At 44.1% G+C, this 15,530-nt stretch carries 13 protein-coding genes; 12 read left to right on the top strand and 1 reads right to left on the bottom strand.

Annotated elements, in window-relative coordinates; all coding sequences use genetic code 11:
* Positions 1-15: 15 nt before the first annotated feature.
* Positions 16-1,599, bottom strand: a complete 1,584-nt coding sequence (locus P156_RS0108455; protein ID WP_027869751.1) for a PucR family transcriptional regulator — start codon at positions 1,597-1,599, stop codon at positions 16-18.
* Positions 1,600-1,765: 166 nt separating this feature from the next.
* Between P156_RS0108455 and P156_RS0108450 the strand changes: the two genes are divergently transcribed.
* The 12 genes from P156_RS0108450 (at position 1,766) to P156_RS0108395 (ending at position 15,528) form a co-directional block, all read left to right on the top strand.
* A complete protein-coding gene (locus P156_RS0108450; RefSeq protein ID WP_034802438.1) occupies positions 1,766-3,055 on the top strand; it encodes a cytosine permease in 1,290 nt (429 codons plus the stop codon).
* A 28-nt stretch (positions 3,056-3,083) separates the two neighbouring features.
* Positions 3,084-4,172: a DUF917 domain-containing protein gene (locus P156_RS0108445; protein ID WP_027869749.1), complete on the top strand. Its 1,089-nt coding sequence runs from the start codon at positions 3,084-3,086 to the stop codon at positions 4,170-4,172.
* Between the two features lie 101 nt (positions 4,173-4,273).
* Positions 4,274-5,551 carry a Sapep family Mn(2+)-dependent dipeptidase gene (locus P156_RS0108440; RefSeq protein ID WP_027869748.1) on the top strand — a complete coding sequence of 426 codons (1,278 nt, stop codon included), beginning with the start codon at positions 4,274-4,276 and terminating at the stop codon, positions 5,549-5,551.
* A gap of 91 nt (positions 5,552-5,642) precedes the next feature.
* On the top strand, positions 5,643-6,209 hold the full coding sequence (locus P156_RS13570; protein ID WP_027869747.1) for a helix-turn-helix domain-containing protein: 567 nt from the start codon (positions 5,643-5,645) through the stop codon (positions 6,207-6,209).
* Positions 6,113-7,051 carry an IS3 family transposase gene (locus tag P156_RS13150; protein ID WP_242838727.1) on the top strand — a complete coding sequence of 313 codons (939 nt, stop codon included), beginning with the start codon at positions 6,113-6,115 and terminating at the stop codon, positions 7,049-7,051. The genes P156_RS13570 and P156_RS13150 overlap by 97 nt, the downstream gene beginning before the upstream one ends.
* A gap of 434 nt (positions 7,052-7,485) precedes the next feature.
* Entirely contained in the window at positions 7,486-8,682 is a 1,197-nt protein-coding gene (locus tag P156_RS0108425) for a tyrosine-type recombinase/integrase (RefSeq protein WP_027869745.1), read from the top strand.
* A gap of 347 nt (positions 8,683-9,029) precedes the next feature.
* The gene (locus P156_RS0108420) at positions 9,030-9,242 is read left to right on the top strand and encodes a hypothetical protein (protein WP_027869744.1); all 213 of its coding nucleotides are present in this window, start codon (positions 9,030-9,032) and stop codon (positions 9,240-9,242) included.
* On the top strand, positions 9,239-9,451 hold the full coding sequence (locus P156_RS0108415; RefSeq protein ID WP_027869743.1) for a hypothetical protein: 213 nt from the start codon (positions 9,239-9,241) through the stop codon (positions 9,449-9,451). The genes P156_RS0108420 and P156_RS0108415 overlap by 4 nt, the downstream gene beginning before the upstream one ends.
* A gap of 153 nt (positions 9,452-9,604) precedes the next feature.
* Positions 9,605-9,925 (top strand): hypothetical protein, encoded by a 321-nt coding sequence (locus P156_RS0108410; RefSeq protein ID WP_027869742.1) that lies wholly within the window; start codon positions 9,605-9,607, stop codon positions 9,923-9,925.
* Positions 9,926-10,080: 155 nt separating this feature from the next.
* Positions 10,081-11,289: a hypothetical protein gene (locus P156_RS12150; RefSeq protein ID WP_051600858.1), complete on the top strand. Its 1,209-nt coding sequence runs from the start codon at positions 10,081-10,083 to the stop codon at positions 11,287-11,289.
* Positions 11,282-12,586: an FtsK/SpoIIIE domain-containing protein gene (locus P156_RS12145; protein ID WP_051600857.1), complete on the top strand. Its 1,305-nt coding sequence runs from the start codon at positions 11,282-11,284 to the stop codon at positions 12,584-12,586. Before P156_RS12150 ends, P156_RS12145 begins: the two co-directional genes overlap by 8 nt.
* 170 nt (positions 12,587-12,756) lie before the next feature.
* Positions 12,757-15,528, top strand: a complete 2,772-nt coding sequence (locus P156_RS0108395) for a DNA methyltransferase (protein ID WP_027869741.1) — start codon at positions 12,757-12,759, stop codon at positions 15,526-15,528.
* The last annotated feature ends 2 nt before the right edge of the window (positions 15,529-15,530 follow it).

Genomic DNA, 15,530 nt, shown 5'->3' with positions numbered 1-15,530 from the left:
TGAAGGTTCCTCTTTTTATGACTTTTCAATATTTTGCCCCTCATTTAACCGCCACAGCGCAGCTGCTAGATAAAAATAATAGGTAGCCGGCATAAGGGTGAAATCGGTGTTTGTTATCTGCTTTATCTTATTAAGCCTGTACGTCACAGTATTTCTATGCAAAAACAATGTGGCTGCAGTGGTGCTCAACTGAGAGTCGCAGTCGATTAGGTACACTGCAAGGGTTTCCATCAGGTTGTCACTGTTGTCCTTTAAGGCTTCGATTATGGAGTTGATTTGATCGTTTCGATTGCCTCTATTTATAGCTAGATTTGTGATTTCCTGCGAAAATATAACATCATACATGTCGCGAAATTTTCGGTGGATGAAAATTTTGCTCATTGCTGCTGAATTTGCACAAAAGTCTGAGTATATTTTCCTCATTGAAGTTAGATTTTTGCTAGACTCCAAGAAAAACGAGGCTCCCTCATACTCGTTTATGCATTTCTGTATTTCCGTAGCTATAATGCCATCATCCTTTTGTGAAACCATTATAGAACTTAGAATTACAAGTCTGTCGTCAATAATATCTTTAACGTAGAATCTTTCACTTTCCTTCAATATGCCTTCAATCTGCCGAAGAATGTCTGTTAAATTGTCTTTTTCCGATTCTACTACAAGAATAGTTGAAAGCTTAGAAAAAGGCACACCACTAGTTTCAAGGAATTTTTCTCCTATTATGCGTGATGATTTCAAGATCAAAGTAATAACAGTATTATAATTCTGCATATCGAGGGTGTAGCCCCATAAGGTTGAGAAGAAATTTGTGCATGCACAAATCTCATCTAGCTTGTGTTCACTAATGCTGTTTTCGTTGCTTGAAGCATATAATGTAAGCCAGGTATTCCCTGCGTGGGGGAACTCTTTTCTATACAAATAAAATGACTTATCCTGCAACATTATGCTTTTACAGAAAAGGTCCGTTGAGCCATCAGCGAAGGCATTAAAAAAGAATTCTGGACCAAATTGTCCAAAGGATGGCTTATATATAGATGTGAAATATAAACCGCTTTTGTTATAAAGCACAAGGTTACAGTTATAAGTTTCAGCTATTACATTTAGCAGGGTTTCCATGCTTCTTTTATTGTAAGGAATCTGCTTCAATCTATTCTCCACAGTGTCTGAAAGGGAATCCGTAGATGCCTGATCGTAGAAAACAGCCCCGATTACATCTTTAATTACATCACTATATCTAACACTATATTCTGCTTCGTCTTCAATAAGAATTAAAGGCATGTTCATAACGTCTGCGGTCTGCAACAACTCGTCAGACACCTGAGGGATGACGTCACCCACATAAAACAGCACTAGTGCAACGCCTCCAGTATCATATAAGTTTCTCATTTCCTCGCATTGTCTAGTAGGATCATCTTTAATTGAATAAAATGACGTGACTAACAACTCATTGGGATTGAATACACTAATTGCCTCTACAGACTTTGCAGGTATTTCTACTACAGATACTGATGATACTATTCTACCCAGTCCATTCTTGCCTGCAATCACTCTCGCAGAATGAAAAGAGGGTAGTCTTAAACAATCTTGAACAGTAACACTCATGGCTCCTCCTAGTATATTTTTTCCTTTATGATATCAAAACTCACAACCACAAGCAAGCTTTTGTGCAAAAGCACAATATAATTGATAAATAATTCTGTCATCTGCATAATTATCATTTATAATAATGTGTGCTATCATAGAGAAAATTCATAAGGAGGTACCCATTATGAGTACAAACGAAAATAAAGGTAAGAAAGCAGAAGTCACAGCTCTGCAGGCGATTTCTGCTGAAGACAGAAAAGACTGGATTGCGTTAGCCTTCGTTCAGGCCGGCATATGTGTATGCGTTCCTGCATTCCTATTGGGAGCGTTATTAGCAGAAGCAATGCCTATATGGCCAGCAATTATTTCAGGGTCACTAGGCTACTTAATTGTAGTAGTAGGTATGGTTGCAACGGGAATGATAGGCTGTGACCTTGGACTAGCATCCTGCACATGCTGTCAGGCCGGATTTGGAAAAAGCGGAGCTAGATTTATCGTAAGTACGATCTTTGCTGTTAACATGATTGGCTGGTTTGGAATCCAGAATGGAGTATGTGGAGAAGCCTTCAGTAACGCAATGCTAGCTATGACCGGATGGGATATTCCAGTTGTAGTTTCCAATACAATTTGGGGAATTATAATGCTTCTGACTGCAGTATATGGAGTGCATGCTCTAGAAAAACTAGACAAGATTTCTATTCCATTACTAATGATCATTATGTGCTACGGAACATTCCTAGCATTTAAGATTTACGGAACAGGAAACCTTAACGATGAAGGAACTGTACAATCTATGAGCTTCATGTCAGGTGTAGCACTATCATTTAACTTCACTGCTGTAGGTACAATCACTGGTCCTGACTATACCAGATTCCAGAAAAGCAGAAAAGACACTGTTAAATCAGTATTCTACGGTGTATTTCCAATGGGAGTAATAACTCTGATTATGGGAATTGTTCTTACAAAGCTATCAGGACAGTATGATATCAGTATGGTTCTGATTGAAGTAGGACTTCCACTCCTGGGTATCATTGCACTTGTTATTTCAACATGGACAACTAACTCAACAAATGCGTACAGCGCAGGTCTTAACATTGTTATGGCACTTAATCTTAAAGATACCAGAAGAAGAGAAGCTACTTTAATTTCAGGAATTATTGGAATCGTATTATGTGACCTGGGTATCTTGGGACACGTTGAAGGAGTGCTAAGCTTACTATCATACGTTGTTTGCCCTGTTGGCGGAGTAATTCTTGCTGACTACTGGGTTGTAGGAAAAGGTAAAGCTAAGAACTTTAGACCACAGGACGGTGTAAACTGGGCTGGCGTGATTGCTTGGGCTCTAGGTGCAATTATTTCTTATACACTAGTTAAAATTGAATTCGTTGGCATCATTGTAGGTTTTGTTATCTATCTTATTGCAGAGCGCTTCATTCCGTCTGCATCAAGAGATAACGCCGAAAAAATAGCATAAATTATCACAAAAAAGAGGAGACAGAAAAATGAGAGAATTAAACAAACAGGACATGATCGATCTATTGTACGGATGTGCAGTGCTTGGTACCGGTGGTGGCGGTCCACTTGCTGACGGTTTGGCTCTTTTAGAAGAACATTTCGAAAAGGGAAAAACTCTAAAATTAATCACTTTAGATGAACTTCCAGATGACGAGTATGTTGTTACTCCTTATGGTTGTGGTGCCCCATCAGCTAAACCTGATCCTAGATTAGCTCATCTGAAGCATAGCGAAACAGCTTCCGCAGTTTTAGCTGTACAGGCTCTAGAGGAATCTTTAGGTAAGAAAATGTATGCAATTGGCTCAACTGAATTAGGTGGAGAAAATACAGCTGAGGCTCTTCACGTTGCACTGTTAATGGATTTACCTCTTATAGATGCTGACCCAGCTGGACGTTCAGTTCCTGAACTGCAGCATTCTACATACTATGTAAAGAACGTTCCTATTTTCCCTATGGGCGTAGCTACAAAATTTGGTGAAAAAATTGTAATTCAGAATGTAGCGGATGACCTAAGAGCTGAAGATATCGTTAGAGCTATTGCTGTTGTAAGTGACAACCTTGTAGGTGTAGCTGATCACGCAAACGTTGGTAAGGTTATCAAGAATTCTCTAATTCCTGGTGCAATTACTTACGCTCAGGAAATCGGTAGAGTTCTTAGAGAAACAAAGGAAGCTGGCGGAGATGTTGCTTCTGCTATCTGTGATGATAAAGAAGGTAAAGTATTATTCAGAGGTCACATTTCAGACTACACTTGTGAAACAAGAGATGGCTTCAACTTTGGTGAAATTCATCTAAAGGGAGAAGGAGATTATGCGGACGAAGCATATCGCATTTGGTTAAAGAACGAAAACATCATCTCATACCGCAATGGCGAAGTTGATGTAATTGCTCCAGACCTAATCTGCATGATTAACGGAGAAGGAAATCCAATGACTACACCTAACTTTGAAGTTGGTGATAAGATGACAGTAATTGCACTTCCATCCCCTGAAATCTGGACTACTCCAGAAGGTTTGGAATGCTTCGGACCTAAGCACTTTGGATTTGATGTTGAGTACAAGCCATTTGAAAAATAATTGAAGATGTACAAGGGCCGGTTGTATAATAATATATGATCGGCTTTTGTTTTAGAAATTATTGCGAGGAACTATCGCGAAGAAGTAAGGGAGTGATAAAAATGGAAAAGATGATTGATGATTTACGTTCTATAATTAATATCAACAGTGTGTGCGAAAAGGATTTGTCCAGCGCTTATCCTTTTGGAGAAGGCGTACACATGGCCCTAAATAAAGTTCTAGAAATATGCAAGAGCTACGGGTTTGAGACTAAAAATTGTGAGAATATGATTGGATATGCTGAAGTAGGAAGCGGAGAAACTCTAATGGGTATTCTGGTTCACCTAGATGTGGTACCTGCTGGTGATGGCTGGGACACGGATCCTTTTTCTCTTGAAATCAAGGATGGAAAGGTTTACGGTCGTGGTGTGACAGATGATAAAGGACCTGCAATAGCAGTAATTCATGCCATTAAAGAACTTCTTGACGAAGGTGTTACATTTAATAAGAGAGTCCGCATCATTTTCGGTCAGGCAGAGGAGACCGGTGCGTGGGAAGACATGGAATACTATAAAAAGAACGAAGAAGCCGTTGACTTTGGTTTTACTCCTGATGCTGATTTCCCTGCAATCTACGGAGAAAAAGGAATTGCCCACTTAAAAATTGCTTTTAAGAAGTCCAATACTTGCTTCAACAATGTTTCTGGCGGAACAGCCATAAATATGGTTCCCGACAGCTGCACTGCGTCATACTCTGTTCATGGAGAAACAAAGACTCTCTCTGTAACAGGTAAGGCGGCCCATGGAAGTACTCCTGAGGACGGAGAAAATGCCATTTCTAAGCTGATGAATGAACTGAGTGGAGTTGTTACAGATTGCAGACTTATTAAGTTCTTCCACGAATTTATTAACCTAGAATATAACGGCGAAAGTCTTGGCGGACATGTCTCAGATGAAGCAAGTGGTCCAGCAAGCTACAACATTGGTAAGATTGAAACTGTTGGCGATGATATTGTTCTATACATTGACTTACGTTATCCTGTAACATTCAAGCTCGAAGACATTGTAAATGCCATTAATAGTCATCTTTCAGGAAATGGTTTCAGTGATGTTAAGGTAGAGGTTATTACAAATAAACCTCATGTTTATATGGACAAGAACGGTGCTGTTATCCAAACTCTTCTTTCCGCTTATCGCGATGAAACCGGAGACATGAGCGAACCAACGGTCATCGGCGGTGGAACCTATGCAAGAGCAATGGATGGAATTGTTGCCTTCGGTCCTATGCTACCTGGTAAAGAATTGACAGAACATCAGGCAAATGAATATATCTATTTGTCTGATTTGATCCTTGCTAAAGAAATCTATAAGACTGCAATTAAAAGACTTGCTTCAGAATAATAATCAGAAAAAAAGTGCTCATCATTTCTGTAACCTGAACTGACCCCCAAAAGTTAGACCAAGAATCTAACTGGAGGAGGTCAGTTTTGTTATGGCAAAGTATAGTTATGAGTTTAAACGCATAGTTGTGGATGAATACCTAAGTGGACAAGGAGGCTGTAATTATCTTAGCCAAAAATACAGTCTCACACGATCACTTATCCAGAGATGGGTTTCAAACTATCGTCATTTTGGGGATGACGGTCTTAGAAGAAGCAGACAGAATCAAGTTTATTCTTTTGAATTCAAGCTTCATGTTGTAGAATTGTATCTATCAAGTGAACTCTCATACAAGGACCTTGCACTTCAGGTCGAGATGATGGATCCCGGTCGAATAGCCCAATGGGTTAAGGCGTATCGTGCAGCTGGTCCTGATGCCCTGAGACCCAAAAAGAAAGGTCGAAAACGAACGATGGATAAAGAGAAAGTCATCCGTGAGATCGAAGATGGTGATTCGGAAGAGCAGAAGGAACTTCTTAGGCAATTGCAGGAGGAGAACCTTAGACTTCGGATCGAGAATGCATTTTTAAAAGAAGCGAGGAGGCTGCGTTTAGAGGAGGAAGGTCTTCTGAACGAACTGCGAGAATCGTCCACAGCCTCCGAGGAGAATTCAAATTAAAGGACATTCTCGCAGCAGCAGGACTTCCAAAAGCCACGTATATGTACTGGCAGAAGCGATTTGATCGCGAGGATCCGGATGCTGAGCTTCTTCAGATCATGAGAGATATCAGAGAAAAGCATAAGAACTATGGCTATCGTCGAATCTATGGAGAGCTTCGGAAGCAAGGCATCAAGGTAAACAAGAAGCGCGTCCATCGCATAGTCCAGAAGTATGGCATGCAGGTCACCTCATTCACCAGGAAGAGCCGCAGGTTCAGTACATACAAGGGTGTCGTAGGAAGAATCGCTCCAAACAGAGTGAACAGAAGATTCAACACTAACATTCCTCATCAGAAGATCACTACGGATACGACAGAGTTCAAGTACTATGAGCCGGATGACAAAGGCAGAGTATCCATCAAGAAGTTTTATCTTGATCCATTCATGGATATGTGGAATCTGGAGATCCTGAGTTATGGCATTTCAGATCGTCCATCTGCGCAGAGCATAATGACGGCCTTGAATGAGGCAATCGATGTAACAAGCGATTGCAAGTTCAGACGCACATTTCACTCTGACCGTGGCTGGGCATACCAGATGAATGCTTATCGCTATGAACTGAAGAAGAACAGGATCTTTCAAAGCATGTCTCGCAAAGGCAACTGCTACGACAACTCACCCATGGAAAACTTCTTTGGGATCATGAAGCAGGAGATGTACTATGGTCAGGTATACAGAAGCTTCGATGAACTCAAAGATGCGATAGACAAATACATACGTTACTACAACCAAAAGCGCAGCAAAGCATCTCTTGGATACCGGAGTCCAGTTGAGTACCGGGAAGAGATATTAGCTGCATAGAAAAACTCCAGCGATTTCTCACTGGAGCAAAAGTCTAACTTTTGGGGGTCACCTCAATGAAGGGGGATTTTTAATGTCAGTAATCGTCAAATTTTCGTAACACCTGAGGTGAAAATGCTCCAAAATACCTTGTCGGACATGATAGATTTCGCCTCGATCTATGACGCTGAAAGGATTGGAATTGCGGGGATGCAGTGATTCCAACGGGTTTGAGCAATAAAAAAGATATGCAAATTTCTGTTGAAACTGCATATCTTAGTTGGTACACCATCAGGGGTTCGAACCCTGGACACCCTGATTAAGAGGTTTGTGTCGTTTGTTGATATTTCAATATTTTACTCGAATTGTGCAACCACTATTGCAACGTTCAATTGTCTGTGATATACTATTATCGACAGTTAATCCCATGATTTTTGCATCGGAGGCACAAAGCAATGGCAGGGAAAAACGGGCAGAAACTGCTCCGCGGGTCGATCACGTTTGAGGGCAAGCGACACTATGTTAGCGGCTACACAAGAGAAGAGGTTGTCGAGAAGAAAGCGTTGTTACGCAAGGAACTGGAGGAAGGATCACGGCTACGCACCGGGCGTATGACTGTCCGGGAGTGGTCACAGGAGTGGCTACACCGTTATAAGGAAGGGAAGATTAACGACCGTTACTATAGAGACCTCGAAGGCATTCTTAATAATTGGGTTCTCCCTGCCATTGGTGGATATCCTTTGTCAAAAGTGAAGCAAATGGATGTTCAGGGCATCATGGATGGACTTTCCGGTAAGTCTGCTTCTCTCGTCAACAAGGTATACAATACACTCAATAGCCTATTTCAGAAGGCAGAGTACAACAACCTTATTCGTCGCTCTCCAGTAATAGACATTATTAAGCCAGTGCCCGCAATAAGGAACACTCGCAGATCACTTACCGATGAGGAACGTAAGGTTTTAGTCGAAACGGCATCTGAGTTCGTCGGCGGGGAGTTTTACCTGATTATGCTCTATGCCGGTCTCCGCCCCGGAGAGGTGGCAGCACTAAAATGGAAGCACCTCGACTTTGATGCAGATATCATACATGTGCGGGATATGGTGAAGTCTGATGATCGCATTGCTGACGCAACTGATAGATATAATGGTAAGACGATCCACGCAACTCGCGACGTTTTCCTATCGCTGTCTCTAAAATCAGCACTTCTCCGCCTCCGGGAAGAACGCTCACCCAGATCGGAGGACTATGTGGCGCCTCAACGGAAAAAATCGCGGCAAAATATGCATCACACCAAGTCCAGTCTCCGAACTATGTGGGAAAGTTTCCGCTTGGCCATGCACATCCACATGGGCGGCAAGGCCGGATCAATCGAGGAGGCCTATAGGGACGGCTCCACCGGCAAGAGGGCTTCCGTCAATCGTGCTGTTCCGCAAGATGATCTCGTCGCCGCCGATCTGGTACCGTACTGCTTGAGACATACCTTCTGCACCGACCTAAGAGCCGCCGGCGTCCCCATCGAAGTTGCCAAGGATCTCATGGGGCACGCCGATATCTCCCTTACAGCCGCAATATATAGTCACGCAGAGGAAACTTCGATTGCTGCCGCCAAGAAGAGTGTCGATGAATTACACAGCAAAAAGCAAGAAATGTGAAGATTTTGTGAAGGTCGTCTATTTCCGTGAAAAAATATTGAAAGCGCGGTATAATATATATGTAAGTAATTTTATTTTAGTCATTTATTTTAGTTAATCAGAACCACTGATGGATAGTTATGTCCCATATAGAGACTATTCCTCCATCAGAATACCACGATATATGAGAATACAGGTTGCCGCGGCTATTGTCACGGCAGCCCGGAATATCCAAAACAAGAGAATAGGGGAACACCTGCGGGGCTTCATCTAATGAAGGCTCGCTTTTCAGTGTGCGAAATGAGAATACCGGCACTCCAAATTGTGCAGACCCTTCCTGTGCACTCAAGCAGGAAAGGAGGAGCATTATGGGCAACACCAACGTGAAACAAACCTACCATGTAGACAATACCCGCCACAATACGACAACCAACAACAATTTAACCGTTATTCACGTTGCACAGGACGCAGCCTGCACTCATCGCGATGCTATCGTGACCGGAAGAATAACAACTAAAGAGAACGAAACACTAAGTCCTTCATCTTGCGACATAATCTATATTCCGGGCATTCACCCATGACAAAGACCACGATAAAGAAGGACATACTTGTATTCACCGGAGGATCGCCCTTCATCCACATAAGCCAACTCGCGTCCATGCTTCGCATTGGGCGTGATGCTGCAAGATCACTTCTTTCCGAACTTGAATATGTCCAAGTTGGCAACCGGAAGGATTATCTTGTGGATGACGTGGCTGCGATGCTCAATAACATGAAGAGAAAATACTAATATCCGCACGAAGAGAACCACAAGCACTCTTATAGAGCCATACTATCCGCCGTGTCGCTTGTCGGCACACTCCCTTCCAGCGTCTTCCAAATTGACCGCTGTACAACCATTCGATATTACCCAAATAAAACTAATAAAACAGGAGGCAATAATATGATCTCAATAAGCAACTTAAGAATTGATCCCCGCTCCCTTGGAGAGGGGCTCCTGCTCACCGATGTTACACCGTACTATGATTACAGTGCTGACAAAAAGGATAGGGCATTAGCGGGCTACAAGTACAAGATTGCTTGTCCCATACACAAACTCGAAAGTATTACCGTTAAAATCGCCGGAGCAAAGCAGATGGAACCTGAGGAAGGTACATTCCCCATCGTGAAATTTTCCGGCATGGAAATCAAGGCATACATCATTGATGGAAAGCCTGTCATATCCGCTACCGCTACCGGCATCCATACGGCTGACAAGGGCTAATGGATCACTGAAACTGCATGACATGCCGGTCGTCGCTGTGTGCCCCCAAGCACATGGCGGCGGCTGGCCGCAGGCTTTGCCTGCGTGTAGCACAGCGAAGTATTACCTGTGCTACAAGTAGCATGTAGCATAGAACAACACAAGGAGATAGTGTCATGGAATTAAAAGACATAACTACGTCAAAGTCAAAAGACCCGCAATCCCGAGGGTGGATGCTGACGATTAACTTCAATGGAGCGTCTCCACTGACGGAAGACGCTCTGATAGAACTTATACAAATGAACACTTTTGACTACGCATGTTTCGCTTTTGAGAAAGGTGAACAAGGTACACTGCACGTGCACATCTACATCCATTCTGAAAACCCACGCAGGTTTTCAACCATGAAGATGACTTTTCCACGTGCACACATAGAAAAGGCATTAGGTTCACCCGCAGAAATAAGGGATTATATCAAAAAAGATGGAAAGTGGAAAGACAGCGAAAAAGCAGAAACTTCAATCCCCGGTACATTTAGGGAACTTGGGAAAATTCCTACGCCGGGTGCCTCCAGATCGAATAACAAAAATCAGAAGCTCCTCGAAGATATCACAGCGGGCAAGAGCACCGCCGAAATCATAAAGGATAGTCCAGACTACATATTCAAGATCAACTGCATCAATACAGCAAGAGAGGAACTCTTGAACACCGACCATCAAAACTCATTCCGCGATGTAACCGTGTACTATGTTTACGGTGCAACCGGCACAGGCAAGACGTATAGTATATATCAGTGTTACGACGCGAAAGACATCTGCCGTATTACCGACTATCCCGACAGGAACAAAGTTAGATTTGATGCTTACATGGGACAGAAAGTGCTTGTACTGGAAGAGTTTCGTTCGGAAATACCCATTTCATCAATGCTTAACTACCTTGATCGGTATCCGCTCAAACTCCCGGCACGTTACTATGATCGTCAGGCTTGCTTCACCACTGTAATAATAACTTCTAATATCCCGTTAGAGGAACAATACCTCGCTATTCAGGATGTTCAGCCCGAAACATGGCGTGCTTTAATACGACGCATCAATTATGTGCGACATTACAATAGAAACGGCGTCATTGATGACTACACAATTTCAGCCGATCCTTCAGGGAAAATAATTTACCACCCCCTCCTTCGCCCCGGCGTGTCCGACGCACCAGAAGCATTTAACAGGAGGAGAAACGAGCCGTTTCCCCATGTATACGATAGTCCCACATTGGTGACTACCAATGTAACCGAGGAAGACATCCTCACGTCCTACTCCCTGTTTGACTACATAGAAGAGGAAGGAATTGATTGTTCCAACATACTCCAAGGAGGGAACGAACATGTATAGAGAAGCCGAAAACATTAGAAGTGAGACCCGCTTTGTCAATGCAGTTGAAACTGTTTCTCTGGGTGTCGGAAAAATCAAGAGACAACCCATAAGACTGATCGTTCTGGCTATAATTGTACTATCCGAAATTGTGATCTGCCTGACAAGATGCAACGCCGAAACAGATGTGGCAAACGATCCACTCGCGCCATTGGTACAAATAGCCTCCGTTATCGAAGCGGTGCTCATCTCATCACTTACTGTAGTCATCTATGTCTATGTCTCTGGCCGCCCACCAATGGCACTGTGGACGGAGCACTGTCTCCGTCGGGCCGGGATCGTTAACAGAGCCGGAGAGACGCCGCGGCTTATCCGACGGGAGCATCACCGCAGACCGCTTCAATGCCTGATTTTCAGAAGTCGAGGAATATCACTTGACCTATGGCTCGAACGGCAAGCGGCAATAGAAACCGCACTCAACATCAGCATTGCCGATATCCAGTACGGACGCGGTACACATGAGATACTGATATATTACGTCCCAGCGACAGGTGGTCTTCCGACTTATCTGCCATGGGACAAAAGCATCGCAAATAATATCACCAATCAATTGACCGTTGGCGTTAGTGTCTTCGGCAGAGAAACCATCGATCTTGAGGTCACACCTCACGTTCTGATAGGCGGTTCAACCGGCTCCGGCAAAACGGTTTTGATGAAAGTTCTATTATACCAATGCCTACTCCGTTGCTATCAGGTCTATGTGGTCGACTTCAAAGGCGGCCTTGACTACTCCAAAACTGTCTGGGGTACACTGCAAGTCTACACCAACTACGACGAAACACTTTGTCTACTTCAGGGACTGCTGAACATTCTCAGTAGCCGAATACAAGCCTTAAAAGAAACAGGCTGCAAAAATACCATGGAATACAATCGGGAGCATGCCCGCGGCCTCCCCTGCATCGTTCTTTTCTGCGATGAACTTGCAGAGATGACGGACAAGACCGGCGCATCGAAGGAAGACAAGGCAGCCATCGACGAACTCATAAAGTCATTGTCCACCATCGCCCGTCTCGGCCGTGCTGCCGGAATACACCTGATACTGGGAACCCAACGTCCCGATGCCAATGTTTTGCCCGGCCAGATTAAGAACAACGTTGACTATAGAATATGTGGTCGCGCCGACGACGTGCTCTCGAGGATCGTCCTTGACAACGACTTAGCAGCTTCACTTCCTAAGACACTGCAAGGCCGCTTCGTCAACACTGACGGGCACGAAATACAAGCCTACTACTTCACTGATGATGACGTGATCCTGTAATACAGTGTGTTACAGTAGGCTTCTACTATAATACCCCTCGGAATGCTCCGGGGGGCTGTTATCTTGCTGCCAACTATTCAACACATAGGGGAATAGAAATGGTCTGTTCAGTATTCTTATACCCCTTTCCTTATGCTATAATGGACTTATCTAACAGCGAGGTGAATACTATGACAGATATGGAACAAAGGAACGCAGCGAAAACCTTCGCCGCCGATTGGAATGGACGTGGCTATGAGAAGGGAGATACTCACTCATTTTGGCTTTCCTTCCTTCAAGATGTGCTCGACGTGGAGCATCCGACAAGTTATATTGAATTTGAGAAGGAAGTCGTTATTAACGGCAGTACCAAGTTCATCGACGCTTACCTTCCTGATACCAAGGTGATCATTGAACAGAAGAGCCTTGAGCGGTCTCTCACCAAAGCCAGCAAACAGTCTGGCGGATCAATGCTCACGCCCTTTGAACAGGCGAAGAACTATGCCAACTATCTCCCGGCCGATGAGTATCCTAAGTGGATCATCACAAGTAACTTCGGCGAGTTCCTGATTTACAATATGAACAAGCCGGGGGAAGCCCCTACCAGAATTGCCCTTTCCGAACTTCCAAAGAGATACAATGAGTTCTCCTTCCTGATCGACACAAAGAAGGACTATCTCAAGCATGAGATGGAGGTCTCTATCAAGGCCGGGGAACTGGTCGGTCAGATTTACGACGCGTTCCTGGCTTTGTACCCGGATCAGAAAGACCCTCGCTATCTTCACAGTCTGAATGTCCTCTGCGTTCGTCTGGTCTTCTGCCTCTACGCCGAAGATGCCGGTATCTTTGGGCGACGGGACATGTTCCACGACTATCTGAACTCGTTCAAGCCAGAGAACATGAGAATGGGGCTGATAGAATTATTTCGGATACTTGCAACAGAACCGGATCAACGTGACCCCTTCGCCAACGAGAACCTTTTGGAATTCCCGTATGTCAACGGGGGACTGTTCAGCACCGAAGAGGATATCATCATTCCACCGATTACCGATCACATCCGCGACCTTCTGCTGGATAAAGCCAGCCTCGGCTTTGATTGGAGCGACATTTCTCCCACCATCTTCGGCGCGGTCTTTGAAAGCACACTGAACCCGGAGACCCGCCGCAGCGGAGGGATGCACTACACATCTATTGAGAACATCCACAAAGTCATTGATCCGCTATTCCTCTCTGCCCTGAAAACAGAATTCGCAGAGATCAAGAAACTGAAAGTCGCCAAGACAAAAGACACCAAGTTGCGGGCTTTTCAGAACAAATTGGCGTCTTTGACATTTCTGGATCCCGCAGCAGGTTCCGGAAATTTCCTCACGGAAACCTATCTCTCACTACGCAGACTTGAAAATCAGGTACTGCTGGAACTGACCAAGGGGCAGATCATGTTCGGCGCTGCCGGGATCAGTCCCATCAAGGTCTCTATCCGGCAGTTCTACGGGATCGAGATCAACGACTTCGCCGTGACCGTCGCCAAAACCGCCCTGTGGATTGCGGAGTCCCAGATGTTGAAGGAGACAGAGGACATTGTTCGGTTGAACCTCGACTTTCTTCCGTTGAAGACCTATGTCAACATGACAGAAGGAAACGCTGTAACCATGGACTGGAACAGCGTGGTTTCTTCCGACAGGCTGAACTACATCATGGGTAACCCACCTTTCATTGGGGCACGTATGATGAATGTCTCCCAGAAAAAAGATGTCTCCTCCGTTTTTCAGGGCAGCAAGGGCGTTGGTAACTTGGATTATGTCTCGTGCTGGTATAAGAAGGCTGCGGATTATATGAAGAGCACCGATATACATGCAGCGCTGGTTTCAACTAACTCCATCACACAGGGAGAACCTGTCTCAATTCTTTGGAATGCGTTATTATCCATGGGTGTCGTTATTGATTTCGCCCATCGAACCTTTATCTGGGACTCGGAGGCTCATTTGAAGGCTCATGTCCATTGCGTGATAATTGGTTTTAGTTGCGGCAGAGGTACTTCTCCCAAAAGACTATATACCGATGGAATACTTCAAGAGGTCGACAATATCAATGCCTATCTTGTTAACGCACCTAATGTATTAGTCGCAAGCAGAAAAACCCCTCTATCCGATGTCCCGCCTATGGTTTTCGGTAGTATGGCAAATGATGGCGGCTTCTTATTCCTATCTCGAGAAGAACATGACGATCTCGTTTCACGATATCCGCAGCTGACGGGTTGTATTAAACGGTTCGTTGGAAGTAGAGAGTTTATCAACAATGTCGAGAGGTATTGTTTGTGGCTAAAGGATGTTACACCATCACTATACAGAAATGTTCCTGAAATAGAACAGCATATTGCCGGTGTAAAAGAACATAGGTTGAGCAGTAACAGAAAATCGACGAGAGACCTCGCTCTTACTCCGTTTTTGTTCGGAGAAATACGTCAACCAGAAAGCAAGTATATTTTAGTTCCTCGTCATTCATCCGAAAAGCGCAGATACATCCCTCTTGGATTCATGTCGCCTGACGTGATTTGCGGCGACGCTAATATGCTGATTCCAACGGACTCTCTATATCACTTTGGAGTATTGACTTCTAATGTTCACATGGCTTGGATGAGAACAGTATGCGGAAGAATTAAAAGCGACTATAGATATTCAGCAAGCATTGTATACAACACTTTCCCTTGGCCTGACCCATCTGAACAATGCATCAAAAAAATAGAAGAGACTGCAGCCGCGATACTTGCTGCACGCGAACAATACCCCGATGAAACTCTTGCTTCACTATACGATGAAAACTATATGCCTGTTGAACTGCGCACGGCTCACCGTGCCAACAATCGGGCTGTCTGGGAGGCTTATGGGAAAGCATGGGATATCACGTCGGAGACTGATTGTGTTGCACATTTGATGAAACTATATCAGACATTGGTATCTGAATAGAG

Source organism: Eubacterium sp. AB3007 (assembly GCF_000688015.1).
Classification (GTDB): domain Bacteria; phylum Bacillota; class Clostridia; order Peptostreptococcales; family Anaerovoracaceae; genus Aminicella.
The sequence above is the reverse complement of the archived record's forward strand: the minus strand, read 5'-3'. Positions and strand labels throughout refer to the sequence as shown.

Excerpts from the sequence above, each read along its gene's own strand:
- P156_RS0108410 (WP_027869742.1), top strand. The coding sequence starts at position 9,605 with ATGATCTCAATAAGCAACTTAAGAATTGATCCCCGCTCCCTTGGAGAG.
- P156_RS0108420 (WP_027869744.1), top strand. The coding sequence starts at position 9,030 with ATGGGCAACACCAACGTGAAACAAACCTACCATGTAGACAATACCCGC.
- P156_RS0108440 (WP_027869748.1), top strand. The coding sequence starts at position 4,274 with ATGGAAAAGATGATTGATGATTTACGTTCTATAATTAATATCAACAGT.
- P156_RS12150 (WP_051600858.1), top strand. The coding sequence starts at position 10,081 with ATGGAATTAAAAGACATAACTACGTCAAAGTCAAAAGACCCGCAATCC.
- P156_RS0108450 (WP_034802438.1), top strand. The coding sequence starts at position 1,766 with ATGAGTACAAACGAAAATAAAGGTAAGAAAGCAGAAGTCACAGCTCTG.
- P156_RS13570 (WP_027869747.1), top strand. The coding sequence starts at position 5,643 with ATGGCAAAGTATAGTTATGAGTTTAAACGCATAGTTGTGGATGAATAC.
- P156_RS0108445 (WP_027869749.1), top strand. The coding sequence starts at position 3,084 with ATGAGAGAATTAAACAAACAGGACATGATCGATCTATTGTACGGATGT.
- P156_RS0108395 (WP_027869741.1), top strand. The coding sequence starts at position 12,757 with ATGACAGATATGGAACAAAGGAACGCAGCGAAAACCTTCGCCGCCGAT.
- P156_RS0108425 (WP_027869745.1), top strand. The coding sequence starts at position 7,486 with ATGGCAGGGAAAAACGGGCAGAAACTGCTCCGCGGGTCGATCACGTTT.
- P156_RS12145 (WP_051600857.1), top strand. The coding sequence starts at position 11,282 with ATGTATAGAGAAGCCGAAAACATTAGAAGTGAGACCCGCTTTGTCAAT.
- P156_RS0108415 (WP_027869743.1), top strand. The coding sequence starts at position 9,239 with ATGACAAAGACCACGATAAAGAAGGACATACTTGTATTCACCGGAGGA.
- P156_RS0108455 (WP_027869751.1), bottom strand. The coding sequence starts at position 1,599 with ATGAGTGTTACTGTTCAAGATTGTTTAAGACTACCCTCTTTTCATTCT.